The organism is Mesorhizobium sp. WSM4849 (assembly GCF_055811385.1).
The window spans coordinates 104,938-123,930 of record NZ_JBVVPW010000016.1 but is presented as its reverse complement, the minus strand read 5'-3'; the positions used below and the strand labels follow the sequence as shown (position 1 = coordinate 123,930).

General features: G+C 60.8%; 12 protein-coding genes and 4 pseudogenes. 3 read left to right on the top strand and 13 right to left on the bottom strand.

The window, feature by feature from the left end; translation table 11 throughout:
- Nucleotides 1-2,181 precede the first annotated feature (2,181 nt).
- Nucleotides 2,182-2,565: pseudogene (locus AC0L3L_RS19695) on the top strand (LysR family transcriptional regulator); the annotation flags it as partial.
- A gap of 696 nt (nucleotides 2,566-3,261) precedes the next feature.
- On the opposite strand, the gene AC0L3L_RS19690 reads toward AC0L3L_RS19695, so the two are convergent.
- Together AC0L3L_RS19690 and AC0L3L_RS19685 are read right to left on the bottom strand one after the other, a co-directional pair.
- Complete coding sequence (locus tag AC0L3L_RS19690) at nucleotides 3,262-3,576, bottom strand: SMC-Scp complex subunit ScpB (RefSeq protein ID WP_348626653.1); 315 nt, start codon at nucleotides 3,574-3,576, stop codon at nucleotides 3,262-3,264.
- Nucleotides 3,577-3,869: 293 nt separating this feature from the next.
- Nucleotides 3,870-4,229, bottom strand: a complete 360-nt coding sequence (locus AC0L3L_RS19685) for a hypothetical protein (RefSeq protein ID WP_156768484.1) — start codon at nucleotides 4,227-4,229, stop codon at nucleotides 3,870-3,872.
- Between the two features lie 186 nt (nucleotides 4,230-4,415).
- On the opposite strand from AC0L3L_RS19685, the gene AC0L3L_RS19680 reads away from it, so the two are divergent.
- Nucleotides 4,416-6,203 (top strand): acetolactate synthase 3 large subunit, encoded by a 1,788-nt coding sequence (locus AC0L3L_RS19680; RefSeq protein ID WP_473480568.1) that lies wholly within the window; start codon nucleotides 4,416-4,418, stop codon nucleotides 6,201-6,203.
- A 402-nt stretch (nucleotides 6,204-6,605) separates the two neighbouring features.
- On the opposite strand, the gene AC0L3L_RS19675 is transcribed toward AC0L3L_RS19680, so the two are convergent.
- From AC0L3L_RS19675 to AC0L3L_RS19660, 4 genes and pseudogenes are all read right to left on the bottom strand, one after another.
- Nucleotides 6,606-7,772, bottom strand: a complete 1,167-nt coding sequence (locus AC0L3L_RS19675; protein WP_473480571.1) for an NAD(P)/FAD-dependent oxidoreductase — start codon at nucleotides 7,770-7,772, stop codon at nucleotides 6,606-6,608.
- Nucleotides 7,773-7,833: 61 nt separating this feature from the next.
- Nucleotides 7,834-8,013: pseudogene (locus AC0L3L_RS19670) on the bottom strand (ATP-binding protein); the annotation flags it as partial.
- A gap of 443 nt (nucleotides 8,014-8,456) precedes the next feature.
- Nucleotides 8,457-9,443: pseudogene (locus AC0L3L_RS19665) on the bottom strand (NAD(P)-binding domain-containing protein).
- 587 nt (nucleotides 9,444-10,030) lie between these two features.
- Nucleotides 10,031-10,368: pseudogene (locus AC0L3L_RS19660) on the bottom strand (oligopeptide/dipeptide ABC transporter ATP-binding protein); the annotation flags it as partial.
- A gap of 136 nt (nucleotides 10,369-10,504) precedes the next feature.
- On the opposite strand from AC0L3L_RS19660, the gene AC0L3L_RS19655 reads away from it, so the two are divergent.
- The gene (locus AC0L3L_RS19655; protein ID WP_473638796.1) at nucleotides 10,505-11,215 is read left to right on the top strand and encodes a hypothetical protein; all 711 of its coding nucleotides are present in this window, start codon (nucleotides 10,505-10,507) and stop codon (nucleotides 11,213-11,215) included.
- A 535-nt stretch (nucleotides 11,216-11,750) separates the two neighbouring features.
- Here AC0L3L_RS19655 and AC0L3L_RS19650 read toward each other — a convergent pair.
- The 7 genes from AC0L3L_RS19650 to nifK form a co-directional block, all read right to left on the bottom strand.
- Nucleotides 11,751-12,638, bottom strand: coding sequence for a universal stress protein (locus tag AC0L3L_RS19650; RefSeq protein ID WP_473638795.1), 888 nt, complete (start codon nucleotides 12,636-12,638; stop codon nucleotides 11,751-11,753).
- A 96-nt stretch (nucleotides 12,639-12,734) separates the two neighbouring features.
- Entirely contained in the window at nucleotides 12,735-13,439 is a 705-nt protein-coding gene (locus tag AC0L3L_RS19645) for a response regulator transcription factor (protein WP_473638794.1), read from the bottom strand.
- 108 nt (nucleotides 13,440-13,547) lie between these two features.
- A complete protein-coding gene (locus AC0L3L_RS19640) occupies nucleotides 13,548-14,027 on the bottom strand; it encodes a NifX-associated nitrogen fixation protein (protein ID WP_473511887.1) in 480 nt (159 codons plus the stop codon).
- A 16-nt stretch (nucleotides 14,028-14,043) separates the two neighbouring features.
- On the bottom strand, nucleotides 14,044-14,541 hold the full coding sequence (gene nifX / locus AC0L3L_RS19635; RefSeq protein ID WP_163603092.1) for a nitrogen fixation protein NifX: 498 nt from the start codon (nucleotides 14,539-14,541) through the stop codon (nucleotides 14,044-14,046).
- The gene (gene nifN, locus AC0L3L_RS19630; RefSeq protein WP_473638793.1) at nucleotides 14,507-15,889 is read right to left on the bottom strand and encodes a nitrogenase iron-molybdenum cofactor biosynthesis protein NifN; all 1,383 of its coding nucleotides are present in this window, start codon (nucleotides 15,887-15,889) and stop codon (nucleotides 14,507-14,509) included. The genes nifX and nifN overlap by 35 nt, the downstream gene beginning before the upstream one ends.
- On the bottom strand, nucleotides 15,886-17,388 hold the full coding sequence (gene nifE / locus AC0L3L_RS19625; RefSeq protein WP_473638792.1) for a nitrogenase iron-molybdenum cofactor biosynthesis protein NifE: 1,503 nt from the start codon (nucleotides 17,386-17,388) through the stop codon (nucleotides 15,886-15,888). The genes nifN and nifE overlap by 4 nt, the downstream gene beginning before the upstream one ends.
- A gap of 62 nt (nucleotides 17,389-17,450) precedes the next feature.
- Nucleotides 17,451-18,992, bottom strand: coding sequence for a nitrogenase molybdenum-iron protein subunit beta (nifK, locus tag AC0L3L_RS19620; protein WP_473638791.1), 1,542 nt, complete (start codon nucleotides 18,990-18,992; stop codon nucleotides 17,451-17,453).
- Between the last annotated feature and the right edge of the window lies 1 nt (nucleotide 18,993).

Sequence of the window (18,993 nt, the reverse complement as noted above, 5' to 3'; positions counted from 1 at the left end):
CGGCACCTCGGCAGCGGTGGCGCCCGCCGTCAGGCCAAAAAGCGCCACCTATGTCAAAAACAGTCGCCGCATCTTACCGGCACATCGCATGCCGACGACCTACCTCGAGTCCGCGGCCGGTGGTATCGCGCCCCGGAATCGCACGTACTCCCGCGTATCAGGATGTCTCGGCACCATGCTGTCTCTCCTCTACTCATGCGTCTGCAGCTATTTGCGCATGTTCCGTGCCAAATCTGAAATTATTCGGTTTCAATAGGATAGCTGCAAACCGCCGTGGCCATACCCGACATTGTTAGACTGCAGAAAAAGCGGAATGCGGGGGCGTGCCTTGCTGAGTGGCGTAAGTCGGCGGTGACGAAGCCGCTCGCGAGCGCGCCTCAACAGCGCTGAAGCGAGCGAGCGGCGTGTCGGTGGTCATCGATGCTCCCCGGCAGGGTCGGGTTGCTGATCTTCAACCTGAGTCGAAGGAGCCACCGATGAGACCACATGATGGACCAACGCTCCTCGTGGAGAAGACCCCTACGCTAAATTCGAGCTTTCTGAACGGCACTGCACGGCGGCTCTTCGTTCAGCTCAAGCGGCTCCGGCCAATTGCCGAATACGGGGTGGGCGGTCATGCATCTGTTCGAGCGGGAATGCTCGATGCAGCACCGTTCCACTGCGAGTCGCCTGGCGGCCATCTCCCTTCCCGGCCAACCGAACCGCTCCTGACTCCTCTGCTCGTAGCGATCCTGGCCTGCCGATCGAGGAAGCCCACCTCGCCGATCACCATCGTCTCCAGGCCTTCACCAGCTCGCACTCAAATTCCAACGCTCTCAGGTGCTCGCGGCCAGTTCGAGGCACATCCTATCCCATTTGCGCGGCAGTAGCGCTCAATCCTCTTCCGCACGAGCAACATATCGTCTCACCGCGAGGGCTTTGCGTTCGGTCCTGTCCAATGTCCGACAATATCGGATACGCAACGTAGCTGAGGCGAATTCATCACCTTGCGTTTGAACGGTTTTCACACTTGGCACGGTACATGCGCCGTGAGCAGACACGTCGCGGACCAAGGAGAAATCGTTCCATGATCACCTCGCCGAAAGCTGCCGCCGCGGGTCTCCCGGATCCAGCCAACGATGACGCTCAACTGAGGCCCGGCAACATGAAAACGGTTGCTCATCCGGCTCGGCGCCGCCCGCCCATCCACCTTCTCCCACCATGGGGTAGACTGAGACGCAGCGCCTTCAAAGTGAGGAACAATCACTTTGCCGCGAACCTTTCCTCCCGTTCTGCCACCACCGCCACCGTCGATGAAACTTCGGCCTGGCTGGCTGCGCAGGATAGTTGCAGCGGCCGCGCTCCATGATCCAAAACCGAAGCTTTGGGAATTCAGTTCCTGCCCCGCTTAGTTCCTATTTGTGTGTGCTATTCTGCCATGCGCCTAATGAGATTGTCCCACCTGCTGACCGCTCCTAACGTGGTTGTGATCAAAGCCAAGAGCTAGCAGTCAACAGGAGTGACCATCAAGAACATTATGAGCTTATCCATCCCTATGACCCAGAGGCTGTGGCGGCCTCCACGGAAAAGGCATTTCGCATGTCGCCAGAGGAACGGAAAGACCGTTGGAGCGCAATGAAGAACAGTCTCCACGGCCACGATATCCTATCGATGGTGCCACGGCTTCTCGCAAAGCTCTAGGCGGCGGACTTGCCAGCATGAGGCTGATCGCGACCAAGTGAATCAGGGCAGCATTCCGGCCTCGCCGAGGCGTGGTTAATGTGCTGTGGTAACCCCGATGGCGAAGACCGCAGACCAACTACCCAGGTCGGTTGTAGCCGATTGTGCTGGCACGGGAGCGACGAACTTGCGGCTGCGGCCCCTCGTCAAATTAGTTGAGCCGATCCGCAATAAGGGCTCTCGTCGCCGGGTCCGTCGGTGTCGAGCATTCGACTGTCATCGCTTCGCTGATCGAGACCCCGTGTATTGAATATGTCGACCCACCCGGTTGGCGACATCGCTGATGTGCTAAGCAGCATCGACCTACACCGCACGCCAGATCTCAAGACGTTAGCTTGAGCACATTCCATATTAAAACAAGAGGAAAAAGACATGGGTGAGCTCTCTTGCAGTCGGCAGGTTCCTTCAAACGAGCGGCCACGACTGATTGTCGAGGGCGCTCACGCCGCACGGCAACATCAAATGCTGGCATCCATTGACCTGAATTTACTGTTGTCTCTTGAGGCGCTGCTGGAGCACCGCAACGTCACGCATGCGGCTCGGCACGTGCGCTTGAGCCAACCGTCGATGAGCCGAGCGTTGACAAGGCTGCGTGGCATTTTCAATGACGATCTTTTGGTTCGCGGCTCGAGCGGCTTGGTCCCGACGCCGCAGGCCGAACGGTTGGCCCGAATGCTGCCGCCGGTGTTGGATGCGCTCCGCGGGATGTTGAACCGCCAGGGGGGATGGCGATTAAAGACAATAATGCCGATACCCGACCATCAAGCCCTGATCTTGCTGCCGCCTCTCCTACCCCTGCTGCGCGAGCACGCGCCAAATCTCGACATCGTCACCGGCTCGTTTCTACGAATATTTAATACAATGAAGGCATGAACTGCATGGGCAAATGATCGATCAGATCGGGGTCAGGAAAACCAGAGTCAAGTTGAGAGCCCACGCAAGCTCGCTTTGCTGATTTGGACCTGATCCGCGCATCACCATACCGGCCCGCGGCACATGGAACGGCCGCAAATCAAGGCCTGACACATGACCGCACTCGATCACATGTCCAATGCTTCAGGTTCCTCCTTGCAAAATGGCTGGCATCCACACAAGAACTTGACGCACACAACTGCAGTTCGCGGCGGCGCTGTGGATCAACTACGCCCTTCAATTGTGTCGGCGGGCGCGTGGTCACGATGCAGTTCGCAACCGGGATGGCACATCGAAATTCGCCGCGTTTGGTGCGATGTAGGCTGCGGCCATCGCGACCAGTTCCTCTGCAGCCTTAAGATCAGCGCGATATTTTCAAGCGGTAGAGCAACTCGCCGACTTCGAAGCGCGTAGTGTCATAGACGTCGTGCCCGTCTCGTTCACGCCGAGATAGACACTTCCCGTCGTGTGGATGTCGAGCGCATGTCCGTCTACCCAACTGCCTCTAATCTGTCTCAAGCGTCCCGCATCGTTCTCCAACAGGTTGGCGATCAGATCGCGGCTGATCTCACGGCCAAAAGAAGCTCGACAGCTCACTGCGGGTGATCGGCTGGAAATAGGCGATCGTCATCAGCACCAGCGCCTCCGATTGCGACAGATCGCTGCTCTGTTCGCTCTCGCCTGACGCGACATGAATGGCATCGGCGTAGGCCGGCTACGGTGCTGCCAGCCGCCGGCGATCGCGACCAGATCGTAGGGCAGGCCGCGCAGCTCCTCGCGAATGTCGTCAATGAGCAGCTCGATGCCCCAATTCTTGCCGACGATGCGGGCGAGCGTCTCGCGGCCAACCGGCTCGCTCGCAGCAAAAATCATCGCTTCCACCCGGTGCATCCATTCGCGCCAGCGCGCCTCTGCCGGCAAGTGTTCCAGCTCGCGATCGAACAACTCTTCCTCCGCCGTCCGCCCTCTTCGTTTCGGGGGACGCGTCGCCTATCGCATGGCGCTTGACCATCCTGACGGTATCAACCGGCTCGCCGTGCTCGACGTCCTGCCGACGGAGACAACGTGGGAGAGGCCGACGCGAGGCTCGTATTGGCATTCTGGCCATGGTCGCTGCTGGCGCAGCCCGAGCCGTTGCCCGAGCGCATCGTGTCCGCAGCCGCCGATGCCATCATTGATAATGCGCTCGGAGAATGGGGCTCGTCGCCCGACGCATTTTCCGCTGAAGTCCAAGCAGCCTATGTCGACGCCTTCGCGATCCCTACCACGTCCATGCAATCTGCGAGAAACATCGAGCGGCAGCGACAATCGACCGCGAGCACGACAGGGCGGATTGGGCCGGCGGCCGCCGGATTCCCCTGCTCGCCGTTTGGAGCGCCAACGGACCAATCGATACCTGGTATGCCGCAGAAGGCGGACCGATCGCGCTCTGGCGGGCCTGGGCGGATGACGTTCAAGGCAAGAAGCTTGAAGGCGGCCACTTTTTCCCGGAAGGGATTCCCGAACAGACGGCCGACGCTCTCGGCCGCTTCTTTAGCAATTAAAGCCGATAGGCAGAGGTGTCGAATTTGCTCATTGACACCATGCCTTTCCCGCAATTAGTCTCCGCGCCCATGAAGATGACACTCATTCTCGTAGTAGGAAAGCGCGTGGGCAAGGCGGTGTAACCGCCGGGCGAAAACCTCCCATGCGCTACACACAGGCTCCCTCGGGGGCCTTTTTATTGCCTGAAACAAGACTAAACGACCAGCAATCGCCGCAGGCGACAAGAACGGGACAGACCGATGAGCAACCGACAGGACGAAACCGGACGGCGTGAAATGACCGGCGCCGAAATGGTCGTGCAGGCGCTGAAGGACAATGGCGTCAAGCATCTCTTCGGCTATCCCGGCGGCGCGGTTCTCCCGATTTATGACGAGCTCTTTCAGCAAGACGACGTCCAACACATTCTGGTGCGCCACGAGCAGGGCGCCGGCCATGCCGCCGAGGGCTATGCACGCTCGACCGGCAAGGCCGGCGTGATGCTGGTGACGTCTGGGCCCGGGGCGACCAATGCGGTGACGCCGCTGCAGGACGCGCTGATGGATTCGATCCCGCTGGTCTGCATCACCGGTCAGGTTCCGACCTCGCTGATCGGCTCGGACGCGTTCCAGGAATGTGACACGATCGGCATCACGCGGCCCTGCACCAAGCACAACTGGCTGGTGAAGGACGTCAACGAACTGGCGGGCATCCTGCACGAGGCGTTTCATGTCGCCACGACCGGCCGGCCCGGGCCGGTGGTCGTCGACGTGCCGAAAGACGTTCAGTTCGCCAGGGGCATGTACACGCCGCCGCAGACGGCGCCGCGCACCAGCTACCAGCCCAAGGTCCAGGGCGACCTCGACAAGATCAAGGCCGCGGTGGCGCTGATGATGGAGGCCAAGAGCCCGGTCATCTATTCCGGCGGCGGCGTCATCAATTCGGGCGCGGAAGCGAGCCCCCTGCTGCGCGAACTGGTCGACCTGACCGGCTTTCCCATCACCTCGACCCTGATGGGTCTCGGCGCTTATCCGGCCAGCGGCAAGAACTGGCTTGGCATGCTCGGCATGCACGGCACCTACGAAGCCAATATGGCGATGCACGATTGCGACGTGATGATCTGCATCGGCGCGCGCTTCGACGACCGCATTACCGGGCGGCTGAACGCGTTCTCGCCAAACTCGAAAAAGATCCACATCGACATCGATCCGTCGTCGATCAACAAGAACGTCCGCGCCGACGTGCCGATCATCGGCGATGTCGGCCGCGTGCTGGAAGACATGGTGCGGCTGTGGCGCGCGACGGCAAGGGCCGACAAGAAGCCGCTCCATCCGTGGTGGGAGCAGATCGCCCGCTGGCGCGCCCGCGATTCATTGGCCTACACGCCAAACGACGAGGTGATCATGCCACAATATGCGGTGCAGCGGCTCTCCGAGCTGACCAAACATCTCGACACCTACATCACCACCGAGGTCGGCCAGCACCAGATGTGGGCTGCGCAGTATTTCCATTTCGAGAAGCCGAACCGCTGGATGACTTCAGGTGGGCTGGGTACGATGGGTTACGGCCTTCCGGCGGCTTTGGGCGTGCAGATCGCGCATCCGGACTCGCTGGTCATCGACATTGCCGGCGACGCCTCGGTGCAGATGACGATCCAGGAGATGAGTTGCGCGGTTCAGTTCGAAGCGCCGATAAAAATCTTCATCCTGAACAATCAGTATATGGGCATGGTGCGGCAGTGGCAGCAGCTGCTGCACGGCAACCGGCTGTCGCACTCCTACACCGAGGCGATGCCGGACTTCGTCAAGCTGGCGGAGGCCTATGGCGGCCACGGCATTGGCTGCGAAAAGCCCGGCGATCTCGACGACGCGATCAGGGAGATGATCTCGGTCAAGAAGCCGGTGATCTTCGACTGCCGCGTCGCCGCGCTGGCAAACTGCTTCCCGATGATCCCGTCCGGCAAGGCGCATAACGAGATGCTGCTGCCCGACGAGGCCACGAACGAGGTGGTTGCCAACGCGATCGACGCGAAGGGCAGGGAGCTGGTGTAAGTTGGCGGACGCGAGTCCTGCTCGCCGTCGTGCGCCGTCACTGGGATGTCGAGAATGGCCTGCACTGGCAGCTCGACGAGGTCTTCTGCGAGGACGACTGCCGGACCAGAAAGGATCACGGCCCCGAAAACCTCGCTTGGCGCTTCTGCCTTAATACCTTTCGAACGGACAGCAAAAAGGACACCATGCGTGGCAAAATGATGCGTGCAGGCTGGAACGATGCTTATCTCTTCCAACTCATGACTCAAATGCGATAGCCCTGCCCCGTGTGGGGGGAGATTGGCCGTCATCGCTGCTTTCGCCAATCTCCAAGGCTGAAGTTTGGAGCCGCCAGTGAAGCTGCCGATCTCCCCTTGCGGGGAGATGGCCGGCATGCCAGAGGGGGGCGCTGTCACGCCAGCGTTAGATCACGTTCAATTCCCTGAATGCCCGCCCTTCAGCGACTCGGCTGTACCCAAACGCCGAGCAGTCCACCGTGCGGTAGCCGCCATGCACGATCAGCTCGGTCAGCGCCTTGCCGACCGCCGGCGCCTGCTGCAGGCCGTGGCCGGAAAAACCATTGGCGAAGAGAAAATTCTCCACCTGCGGATGCGGGCCGATCACCGCGTTCTGGTCGAGCGTGTTGTAGTCGTAGTGGCCGGCCCAGGCGCGCGTCGGCTTGATGGCTTCGAAGGCGGGAATGCGGGTCGCCAGCACCGGCCAGATCACCTCTTCGAACAGCGGCCAGTCGGGCTCGAAATCGTTGGGGTCGGCGGGGCCGTCGCCCTCTTCGGGTTCGGCCCCGCCGGTGATGTAGACCGAGCCTTCGGGTCGGACATAGATGCCTGAGGGATCGACCAGCATCGGCATGTCGTCATATTTCTCGCGCGCCTCGAAGATGAAGACATTGCGCTTGCGCGGTTCCACCGGCAGCACCAGTCCGGCCATTGCCGAAACATTGCCGGCATTCGGCCCGGCGGCGTTGACGACGATGCCGGCGTCGAGCCTTTCGCCATTGTCAAGGCTGACGCTGGTGACACGCTCGCCCTGCCGTTCGATGCCGGTCACATCGGCGGTGATGAAATCGATGTTTTTCTCGCGCAGCGCCTTGCGGAACAGCATCAGCATGGCATGCGCGTCGAACCAGCCCTCGCCCGTGCGGCCATAAGCGCCGGCGGTGATGCCGTCGGCCGACAGCCATGCAAACCGGCGGACGAGCGCCTCCGCATCTTCAAGCACGATGTCGGTGCCCTCGGCCAACTGCGTCTCGTGGTTGGCCTTGAGGATCGGCAACCCGTTCTCGCCGGCAAGGATAAGATAGCCGCCTTCGCGAAAGCCGATATCGGCGTCGGCCCCGAATTCTTCCGTCAGCCGCCGGAACAGTTTTAGCGTGAACTGCGACAGCCGGATGTTTTCCGGAATCGAAAACTGCTGGCGGATCGAAGCACAGGACAGCGTCGTCGCCGCATGGGCGAACTGCGGGTCGCGCTCGACCAGCGCGATCGAGCCCGAAAATCCTTCCTCGCGCAGATAATAGGCGATCGAGGAGCCGACGATGGCTCCGCCGATGATGACGACGTCGTAGCGCACTTTTCGCTTCTCCAGTTCCAGAGCATGATCCCGAAAGACGGTTTTCGGATCAGGCTCCAATTCATGCAGCCGGCAGGAAGATCTCGAAGCGCGTGCCGCGCTCGGAGTCAACCAGGCGGATCGTGCCATCATGCGCTATCAGGAGGGCCAGCACGATGCCGAGGCCCATGCCGGTGCCGCCGCAATCGCGGCGCGTGGTGAAGAATGGCTCAAAGATGCGTGCCCGGTTGCTCGGCGAGATGAGGAGGGCAAAAGCCTGTCCTCGTTGGGCTCAAGGTCGGCAACATCGACAGCGGACGCCAAACCCACGCCAAGGGCGAGAAGGACGCGTGTGATGCTGTCGCGCAGCTTTTCCGGATGTTACGGCGGCTTCTAGCGGCTACCTCCACCACAGGATTTGGCTTTTTCAAACGGGCGCGGCTCGTTCTTCGAGGGGCTAACATGGGATGACATCTCACAAATGCGTTCGAAAACTTCCCATGCATGAGGCGTGCCGGAAAAGAAGTCTGCCCAAGCAATGAGTTCTCGAATTCCAGCTCGTCCGGAACCCGACATTGTCGGATAACCGACGATCTGGGCAGATGGATGCTCGCGGCAGTGATCCTTCCACACCGCAGACCGGGCAGGGTCAGGTCAGGCATCCACGGGCTGGCCCTTCGCGGCAGCATGGTAGGCCAGATATTTTCACTGCGTCGAAATACGGTCGGCCACCTGTTTGGCATCATGCCAGGCGCCCCAGAAGAAGCTGGACCCTCTTTGCGACTGCCAAGGTAAACCCAGGCAATAGAGCCGGGCTGGCTCGAGACGCCACGGTGGTGCCTTGGCCGGCCCTTCTCGTCGAAGGCGTCGACCTTCAGCCAGCTGTAGTCGACAGCAAAGCCTGTCGCCCAGACGATCGCCGCTATCCCGGCCTCGGCCAGGTCGAGCTCGCGGACCGGATTGGTCACGCATTCCGGATCCTGGTCGACCCGACGGGCCGCGGGCTCTTCCGAGAGGTCGAGACGGTTGCGAGCAACATAGGCGTCGGCTTCATCCAGCAGCGACATCAAGCTTACGTCGCCGAGGGCAATGTTTTTCGCGAGATCGGGCGCGAAGCTCATCACGCCGTCCTGGTACTTGCTTGTCATACCGAGGAGCGTAAGCCCCTGCGCGGCCAGACGACCGAAGTCGATCGTCTCGCCGCCGCGCGCGCCGCTCACCGCGACCGTGACGTGTTCGGTGCCGGGTCCCGGGGTCTCGGCGTCCCACTTGCCGAGGACGCCCAGCCACCATTAGAAATCGCGCCCGCGATAGGCCCGCGGCGGGCGATCGTGACTGGGATCTGGAAAGGTCCGGTCGCGGCGACGATGCTGTTGGCTTCGATCACGCCGTCCGTCGTCTCGACGCGGAATCCGGGCCGCCCGACATTTCTTTGCCCGAGTTGACCTCCACGCCGTAGCGGATCGCGCATTGATTTGCTTTGCATAAGCGACAAAATAGTCGGCGACCTCCTCCTTTGGAGGCAAAGTCATCGGGACCGGTCCCCGGAAACTCCATGCCCGGGAACCGGTCATACCAGGCCGGGCCATTGGCAACGAGGGAGTCCCACCGCTGCGAGCGCCAGCGTTCGGCAATGCGGCCGCGTTCAAGAATTAGATGAGGCACCCTGCACTTGCTCAGGTGCTCGCTCATAGCCACTCCCGCTTGGCCGCCGCCGACGACAAGCGTGTCCACTTTTCAAGAGTCATATCGTTCCTTTTCTTCCTGCCCAGGTGTCTGCGAATGCGGCGGCGGTCTGATTCTCGATTTACTGAATGGACCCAAATGCGCAAATTAGCATTTCCTGTGCCAAGGGTTAGCCTGTCCCTAATGTTCGGAGGGATTGCCGATGATGTGCAACGGACGGGATGTCCCGGATCAGCACCATTGGAGAAAAGTGATCGAACGGATGTCTGAATTTTTTGCCGTTCCCGCTCAGATCCTTTGTTCCTAACGTCGGCGTGCGTTGCCGACGCCGTTGTCTTCGGCGATCTCTACCCAAGAAGATCCCGTGGGGGGCCTTCGGGAAATTCGTCTCGGTCATTGGTTTGGTTGAAAGTAGGGACCCTGTCGGGTGAGGAGGGGCACCGGCAGGCGCGCCGCGCCTAAGTCGACCCGGATGGCGACCTAACAGCGATGGAGGCTGTAGAGACGTCGACACGGCCGCACAGCAGCTGGCGCACACACGACCGAATTGATCCTATCCCGATCCCGCCTCTCTCACCCGCCTCCTCTTCGGGCTAAGGCTTGAGTTTGATGACCGGCTCCATCACTGCGAAGACCGCGTCGTCCGGTAGGTGGCACTTGATATTATGGCTACCGGCAGCATTCGGACGGGCGGAACCTCGCGCTCACAAATTTCTCTGGGAACCAGATGCTTGCGCGGACAGCGCGTCTGGAAGGGGCAGCCGCTCGGCGGATCCATCGCCGAGGAAATGTCGCTTTCGAGCACAATGTGTTTCTTGACGACACAGGTGTCGGCAATCGGGCTCGCCGACAAAAGTGCATCGGGTCGTAGGGCGGCGACAATATCTGCTCGACGATGTGGCCCGAGATACGTGACCACCACACGGTCGGCGGTTTGGCATCTCGAATGTTCAGATGATTGGTGGCCGCCGCAGTGCAGTGCCATGCGTACTGCTCGGCGGAAAGGCGAAATGCAGGTGGGAACATTCATCGTGCAAATGAGAGCATAATGGCAATCGATTAGAGCGATGACTCGACGAGCGATATATGGCGGCGGTTCGTCGCTCGTGGCTGCATCTGGGAGAATTGAGATCAAAAAACTCATCCTACAGCTGAAACGGTTTTTTAGCGGTCAACCAGCTTCCGAAACCTTCGGCAACGAGCGCGATGTTAGCTTGGGTTCCAGTGGCATCGACCGGATCGCCGATTGCGAAGGCGACAGCCAATCTTCGACCCGGGAAAGCGATCACGGATCCTGCGGCGAGAAGGCATGGGACGAACTCTCCGGTGACAATGGCCGCGACGAACCGCGCATTTTTGGGAGGGACAATGACAAGCTCTGCGGATCCGGCGCAGATGTTCTCTACGCTGGAAGCAGCAAGCACTATCTGACCGCGGGCGTTCACTCACGGCTCCAGGATCGGATGAGCGGCTTCGACCCGAGGTTCGGGTGGAAGCCGCACATCATCGTGCTCGTCGATATCGAACGAGATACCTTCATTTTTCATAGGGTGGGGTTCTACAGAGACGGTTTTGGCCCGAACTCCGTCGACAACGCCAGCGTAGTGTCCGGCTATCCTGCGAGCTGGTTTTACAACGGCAAGCCACGTAGGGCCTTTGCCTCGGGCGCGCCGGACAGCGGCGCACCACGGCGCACCGCAACCATGCCGGCCGTGGCCGGAGACCAGAAGGGTTTGCCCTCCTGCGAGATCATTATCTTTCCCTTTAAACGAGCATGATTCCGAAGCGTGACAATCGGTCACGACCATTAGAGGAGCTGATCAAAAGTCGTCTTTGGCTTCCAACCGTGCTTGGTGGCCGCCTTAGCAGCCCCCGCCAATCGGCAGGTCCACCTCGGCCGGACCGAAATAGCCGCTTGTATCCGGATCAGGGCCTGTTACTCCTGCGTTAGCGGCCTACCTCGTCAATGCCTTCCTCTTCCAGACGATCTCCCTCCCAACACGCCTGAAGGCAGCCTCGACAAAGCTGCGGACCGAATGCGTCCCGCGGTCGCGAGCACAATCGTCAGCTCGTGGTGCTGCAGGATGCGCCAGGAACGCGAGCGGTTAAGTTGAGTGGTGTACCCTAGGCATCAGAACTGGGAGGACTCCGTTCCACTTTCCGCCTTGCGCATGACTGGAGAGATTTCCGGCGGGCGTCGCCTCCCGAGCAATGCTTTTCATGTTCAATGATTGTTTCGATGGAGCGCATCTACGGTATGAATGCAGGCATCACCGTTGAGCTTCGAACAGCATCGGTGCGGCTCCGGAGCCGTCATCGAGCCAAAAACAGCGGCAATGTCGGCTTTTCAAAAGTCCATCTGGTCACACCGCCAAACAGCCGCTCACGCAGCCGACGGCTGCCATAAGCGCCCATGACTATCATGTCGGCGGACGTGTCGATTGCGTGCTGCGCAAGCACCGTGGCCGCCGGTTTGCCGGCACTTGGCAACAGGTCAACCGACACCCGAGCACCGTGCCGAGTGAGATAGGCAGCGATGTCGGCTCCAGGCTCCGCGCCGTTCCCGTTATAGTTCGCCTTCGGATCGACCAGGGCAACACGAACTTCCTCAGCAGCGCATAAGACACCCAGCGCTTCCCGAACCGCACGGGACGCCTCGACTCGCGAATCCCAACCGACCAGGACGCGCCGTGGCCACAAGGTCGCCTCAGTGCCCTTCGGCACAACGAGCACCGGCCTTCCCGTATCGAACAAGCAGCCGTTGACAAGAGGAGGTCCGAGATTCTCGTCATTGAGGAGACACGGTCCGATGATCGTGAGGTCGGCGCAGAGCGCCCGCTGTCGTGCCACTTCGCCCAGGCTTGCCGGATCGCAATAGTCGGTGTCAACGTCATAGGCGAGCGACATAGCTCTCAGCAGTCTCTGGATATCTTTGGAGCGTCTTTCCATTCTGGCCACGTCCTGTGTAAATCGATCGATTTGTCGAAACCGATCATTCAATCTGGCAATTGCCTGTCCACGTCCTCCAGGCCATTCGGGGACACCATCTCCGATCGACGGATACGACATAAGCAGCATCGGAGGCGGTATAACCAGTACGGAAAGGTGCGCGCCGACTTCGGCACACAAGCCGGCGGCAATTCTGACGTCCTGATCGGAATTGTCAGCGCCGGTCGCACAGAGTACGCTTTTAAAAGCCATTTGCCTGCTTCTCCTGAGTATTCGTTTAGGGCGTTTCAGGCCGCAAGACCGGCTCACCGCGCGAGGGAATGGAGTGGCACCACACCCGCACTTGATTCAGTCGTCCGGCTTCTCGAGCGAGTAGCCGGCCGACCTGACGGTGCGGATGACGCTGCTGGGCGAAGCCGTTTTCAGGGCTTTTCTGATCCGGCTGATATGGACATCGACGGTGCGTGGACCGACATGGATGTTGGACGGCCAGGCCGCGCCGATAAGTTCGTCCCGGCTAAAGACCTTTCCGGGAGCTTCAATCATAAGCCGCAGCACGTTGAACTCGATGGGTCCGAGGTGGATGTCGTGGCCATTGCCGCGAACCCGGTGGGCGTCGAGCTTCATCTCGAGGCCGCCACAGGAGAGCCACCCGCCGTTTTCAAAGCCATTTGCGCCCCGCTTCGTCAGCGCCAGTCTCGCCCGTAGACAGTCGAGCAGCTTGGCCGGGGCGATCGGCCGCACAAAGCTCTCGTCAATGCCAGCCTTCAGGAGATCGAGGTGCTGGTTCTCGGCGCCGGGCGCGATCAGGGCAATAATCGGCAGCCCGCCGGTCCGGGGCTCGCGCTTGAGCCGGGCGCAGATTGCAGACCCGGTTATGCTCGCTGGCCCGCAGTCCAGCACCACGGCCTTGAATTCCCGTTCGTCGGCCAATGCAAGCGCTTCCTTGGCGCCGCCTGCCGGCTCACTGGCGAAGCCGTCCACCTCCAGTATGTGGCTCAGGAACAGATAGAACTCGGTATCATGCGAACAGATCAGGACAAGTGGCTTCATCGGCGCTACCCCAAGAGCCCCATCGGCCCGGACCGCGTCGGCTGCGCAGGCTGGCCATGGCGGCTGCTCAAGACTTGTCATGACCCCTTCGCTCGACACCTGCTCTCATCACGCGCGCGCTACCTCGGGATAGGTTTCGATGGCTGCGATTGCGTCGCCGACCAGTTTCGTGCCGGCCTCGGCGAGCTTGCGGAGGGTCTCGAAGCCGAACCGATGCACGTCGCGCAGGGTCTTGGACAGAACGACCAGACGCCCGGCGGTGAAAAGCACGCGCCCGAAGCCCTCATGGCTCATTTCGATCATCGGCGATGCCATCAGGCCGGAGCGCTCCTCGATCGCAAGGGCGACGGCAGTGTAGAACTTGTCGAGCCTCCACAGCACGTCCGGATCGGGATCGCCGATGATTGGAATCGTACGGCGCTGTTCCTTGCTGACGATGAAGTCGGCCAGCAACTCAGCGTCCGCTTTGCCGTCCCATGACCCGTGGGAATCCTGAGCCCGGATCAGCCGCACGAGGCATTTGACGAACGGGCTGGCAAGGGCCGCCTCGTCCTCGTTGACAGCAGGGCTAACCGCGACTTCAAACATTTCGCTCTTCCTCGTTTCAGTCCTCGTCCTCGAAGGACGGTTTCTCTCCGGCGACACCAGCTTCGGCCAGCACCTTGCGCAGCCAGGGCGGAGGACATGTCCTCAGCATCGTCTGCGTGCGCAACAGCACCTCTTGGATGGGTTGTGGCTGCGGCACCTTGATTGGATGGATTTTTGCCGAGACAAGCTTGGCTGCCGAAGGTCCGCCGATCGCCAGACAAAACAGGAGGTGGCAGCCCTTCAGCGCTTCCACCTTCGGTGCGATGCGGTCATCCCCCTCGGTCCGATGTTTCCCCCTTTCGTCGGAGACGTCGTCGAAGGCAAGGGCTTCCAGGAGGTTCCATTCCTCGCGCGTCACATCGTAGATGACAAAGCGCTTGGCGGACCCGAAATGTGCATTGAGCTCCTTCATGTCCTGGGTTGCGATTGCCACGCGCAAAGCGCCTGCTTGTCGTTCACGCATCGGACCTTGAACCTCGTCAGTGACGAGTGAGAGGCGACGAACGGGGCCCACCTGGCGTTTCCCGCTTGCGGAATGGATCAAGTTCCTCAGGCGTCGGCGCATGCCGGTCGGCTTGGAACATGTTGGCAACCTCGAAAACCAGATCACGGGTCCCTTGATAGAGGATTGAGAGCTTGTGCTGGCTGCCGAGCCGGTCGAACACGGGGAAGCCGACGCGCATGAGCGGAATGCCAAGGCGCTGCGACGCCTGGCGTCCATGTGAATGGGTGACCAGAAGATCAGCGCCGCCGGCAAGCGTTTCCAAATCGCCGAGATCGCCGATCTGAATCGACTCCGCCGGTACCTTTTCCAGAATTTCCGACATATCGGTCGTCGTGACCGCCGCCGCGATTTTGGAGCCCATGCCCGTGAAGAAGGTTGCGAATTGATAGAGTTGGTCTGGTTCAGCAGCGATAGCAATTTTCTTGCCTCCGAAATGGAAATGTCCGTCGAGCAGCGCATCCTGCAATTGCGCCCGCCGGCGGCGCACACTGGCCGGCACAGACTCGCCAGAAATCGTGGACAGCAGGGAAACAAACTGATCGGCGTCCTTCAATCCGGTCAGTGACTCGAACAGCACGTAAGGGACACCGGTCACCTTGTGCAGCACCTCGGCCGGCCGGCGCATATGCTCGCAGACGGCAATGCAGTGCTCGGCCGCGCCGAGCTCGCGGATGTCCTCGACGCTCGTACCGCCATAGGTGGTCGGGACCCAGTGGTCTGGTACAGTACCGTCAAGCGAGCCTGAGAGGTCCGGCAAAATCACCGGGTGCAGCCCAAAGCTTTCAACCATCTCGCGCAAATGCTCGATGTCAGCCACAGTGAGGTTCCAGCCGGGCAGGATTGCGATCTTCTTTGACTGGCGCGCCCGCTCGCCAGGCCGCGTAATGCCTTCAATCATCGCGGTGACAGCCTTGGCCCAGCCCTCTTCGAGGGCGCCGCTGAAATCCGGCGTGTTGGCCAGCACGATCTCCGTACCCGCGAGTTCTTCCGCCCGTTTCAGCCTGATGTCGGCGATGTCGCCGGCGGAATCTTCGCCCCGGGTTTCCACCAAAGCCGTCGTGCAGACCCCGATCAGCTTTGGCTTCGTGCGAGTCTTGAGATTGAGGATCGCCTCTTCCAGATTGTCTGACCCGCCGAGGATGGTTGTCACTTCGTCCATCGCGGTGGTCTGTAGGGGAATCGTTTCCTTGAAATGCCGCACGAAGAGCACGAGCGCGAAGCTGGTGCAGCCCTGGGTGCCGTGGAACAGCGGCACTGCGCCGTGGATCCCTAAAAAGGCCAAGGCGGCACCCAGCGGCTGTGACGATTTCAGTGGATTGACCGAGGCTGATTTGGTCTGGGCAAGGATTCGGGTCATCGGATTTCCTCAACACTCGCCGAAATCGTCGGCGTCGTGCCGGCGAATTCCTGGGCAGCGTGCACCGTCGCGGTCTCGTTCTTCGTGCTCGGCTGTTCGTCCTTCACATCAGGCCGGCAATCCCACGGGGCCCGCTCGCGCACCTGGCACCAGATCGGGTTGTGAATGGCGAGGTCGATCTGGCGTACGAGTTCCACCATGCCGTCGTAACCGGCGTAAGGGTGTTGGCGCTCCTGGTTGATGTCGAGCCAGGGCGTCTTGGCCTTGAGCGCGACGAATTGCGTGCGCCCACCCGACAGCATGATATCGGCCTTGCCTTCTGAGAGCATGGTGTAAAGGTCGCGCGCTGACATCTGCTCAAACATGTGGTTGTCGTCCTTGAGGATCTGTTTGATGCGCTCCTTGTCTTCGACCGTGGATTTCTTGACCGAGGTGCCCACGATCTCCATGCCGATCTCCATCAGCGCATGGACGACTGACCAGGACTTCACACCACCCGTGTTGAGCAGCACGCGCTTGCCTTGCAGCCCCCGCCGGTAGGCCTCGAGCTTCTCCCATGCAATCGCCTCCTGCTCAGCGATCAGCGTCTCTGTGCGGTCGAGGATCTCCCGATCGGCGCCCTTCCGCACCAGCAGCTCAGCAATTTTGCGGAGGGCTTCCGAGGTGTCCGAGATCCCGTAGAAGGAGCCCTCGAAGAAAGGGATGTCCCAGCGCTCGTCCATCTTGCGGGCTAGATTGATGAGGGCCGTCGAGCAGACCACCATAGCCGCCCGGGCGCGATGCGCGGAAGCAACGTCGAGATAGCGCGCGTCGCCCGGAATGCAGGCGCGAACCCGGATCCCGAGCCGATCAAGGAGCGGCTTTATCAGCCAGAATTCGCCGGAAAGGTTGAATTCACCAAGTATGTTGATGTCGTACGGACCGGCGTCGTCGGGTTCCACCGTGCCGATGACATGGTCGAGCAACGCCTCGGCGGCGAGCTTGTTGCCGAGGTTCTTGGAGCCGGCCAAGCCCGGCGCATTGATCGGGACTACGGCCAAGCCGAATTTTTCGGCGGCGCGTTTGCAGACGGCCTCGATATCGTCGCCGATGAGCGCCGTCACGCAGGTCGAATAGACAAAGACTGCGGGCGGCGCATACGCTTCCTTGATTTCGCGAATCGCCTTGAAGAGCTTCCGCTCGCCCTGCCCCATCACTACATCAAGTTCGGTAAGGTCGGTCGTGAAGCTTGTGCGCCATAAGCTGGGCCCAGACGAAGCTGCACCGCGGTTGTCCCAGGAATTGCCCTCGCAGGCGAGCGGCGCATGGACCAGGTGCGCAACGTCAGTGATCGGCTGCAGGACGATTTTGGCCCCGTCAAACGCGCAACCGCCCGCTGCCGCTCCCGGCGTCAGCGGGCTTGTGCAGCCCTCCTTGCGCGCCTTGGCATCCTTTCCACGGTTCTTGTCGCAGGCAGGCTCGTCGAAAACGTCCTGGATCTTGGCACTGAGCGAGGTCATCGCGTCAGTTCCCAAAGCCAATTCGGCAACGACCCGCCTGGGCGAAAAGCCGGCCGTGTGTTCTAGCGGGTGAGGTCATAGGAATAGTCCGTCACGCCCGTCTGGCCCGTCTCGCGATCGAGCTTGTCGAAGATCTTGTCGAGGATCGTCGTCAGCACGCGTAACCCGCCCTGGTAGCCCATGAGCGCAAAGCGATGGTGGTGGTGCCGGTCGAAGATCGGAAACGTCAGCCTGATCAGCGGCGTGCCGGTGTCGCGCTCCAGATACTTGCCATAGGAATTGCCGATCAGCAGGTCCACTGGCTCGGTGAAGAGCAGCGACCGCATAGCCCAAAGGTCTTTGCCCGCCCAGACCTGAGCGTCCTTGCCGAAGGGCGAGGATGCAAGCAGTTCCTTCAACTCGGCTTCCCACGCCGAGGTGCCGTTGGTGGCGAGGCAATGTGTCGGCTCGCCGCCCGTTTCCATGACGAAGCGGGCCATAGCGTACACGAAGTCCGGGTCGCCGTAGATCGCGTATTTCTTGCCGTGCAGCCAGGACTGGCTGTCCGCCATGGCATCAATCAGTCGGCCGCGCTCCAGCCGGATTGCTTCGGGGATTTCCTTCCCGGAAAGCGCCGAGATCTTCATCAGGAATTCGTCAGTCGCCTGGACGCCGAGCGGATAATGGAAGGAAGCCGTGGCCTGCCCGACTTGCCCGCAGTAGTCGAGGGTTTTTCGGGTGTTGTAGTACTGCAGTGAAACCGTCGCCTCGGCGTCGAGTGCCCCCTTCACCTCTTCGATCTTCGTGCCGCCGTCATACATGCGGTATTCCCCATCCGATGGCGTGTCGAACTGGTCAGACGCGTCCTGGATGAAGGTGTAGGACACACCCATCACATCGAGCAGGCGTTTGAGTTCCCGGTTGTTGCCAACGCAGAAGCCGTCGAAGCCCGGAATGACGTTGATGGTTCCCTTGGCTTCCGTGCGCTCATGGCCTTTCCAGAAGTGCTCCAGAATGCCCTTCAGCATGCCATCATAGCCGTCGACATGGCTACCGACGAAGGCGGGCGTGTGGGCAAAGGGCACGTCAAAGTCGCGCGGGACCGAATTTTCGTCTTTGGCGTTCTCGATGAAGCTGTGCAGGTCGTCGCCTATGACCTCCGCCATACAAGTCGTCGACACTGCGATCATCTTGGGATCGTAAAGCTGGTAGGTGTTGGCGAGCCCGTCGACCAGGTTCTTCAGGCCGCCGAACACTGCCGCGTCCTCGGTCATCGAGGAGGAAACCGCCGAAGCAGGCTCCTTGAAATGGCGCGAAAGGTGCGAGCGGTAATAGGCCACGCAGCCCTGGCTGCCGTGGACGAAGGACATGGTCCGCTCGAAGCCGGCGGCCGCGAACACCGCGCCGAGCGGCTGGCAGGCCTTGGCGGGATTTATCACAAGCGCTTCCCGGGCGAGGTTCTTTTCGCGGTATTCCCAGGTCTTGGTAAATTCGCCTTGATCGGTAACGATCTGATCCGGGTGCGGACATTCGAAATTCAGCTTCTTCTCGGCCAGCATTTGCCTGTATTCCGGCTCGCGGAACAGGGGAGCGTGGTCGAGAATCTTTTCGGCCGATTGCGGCATT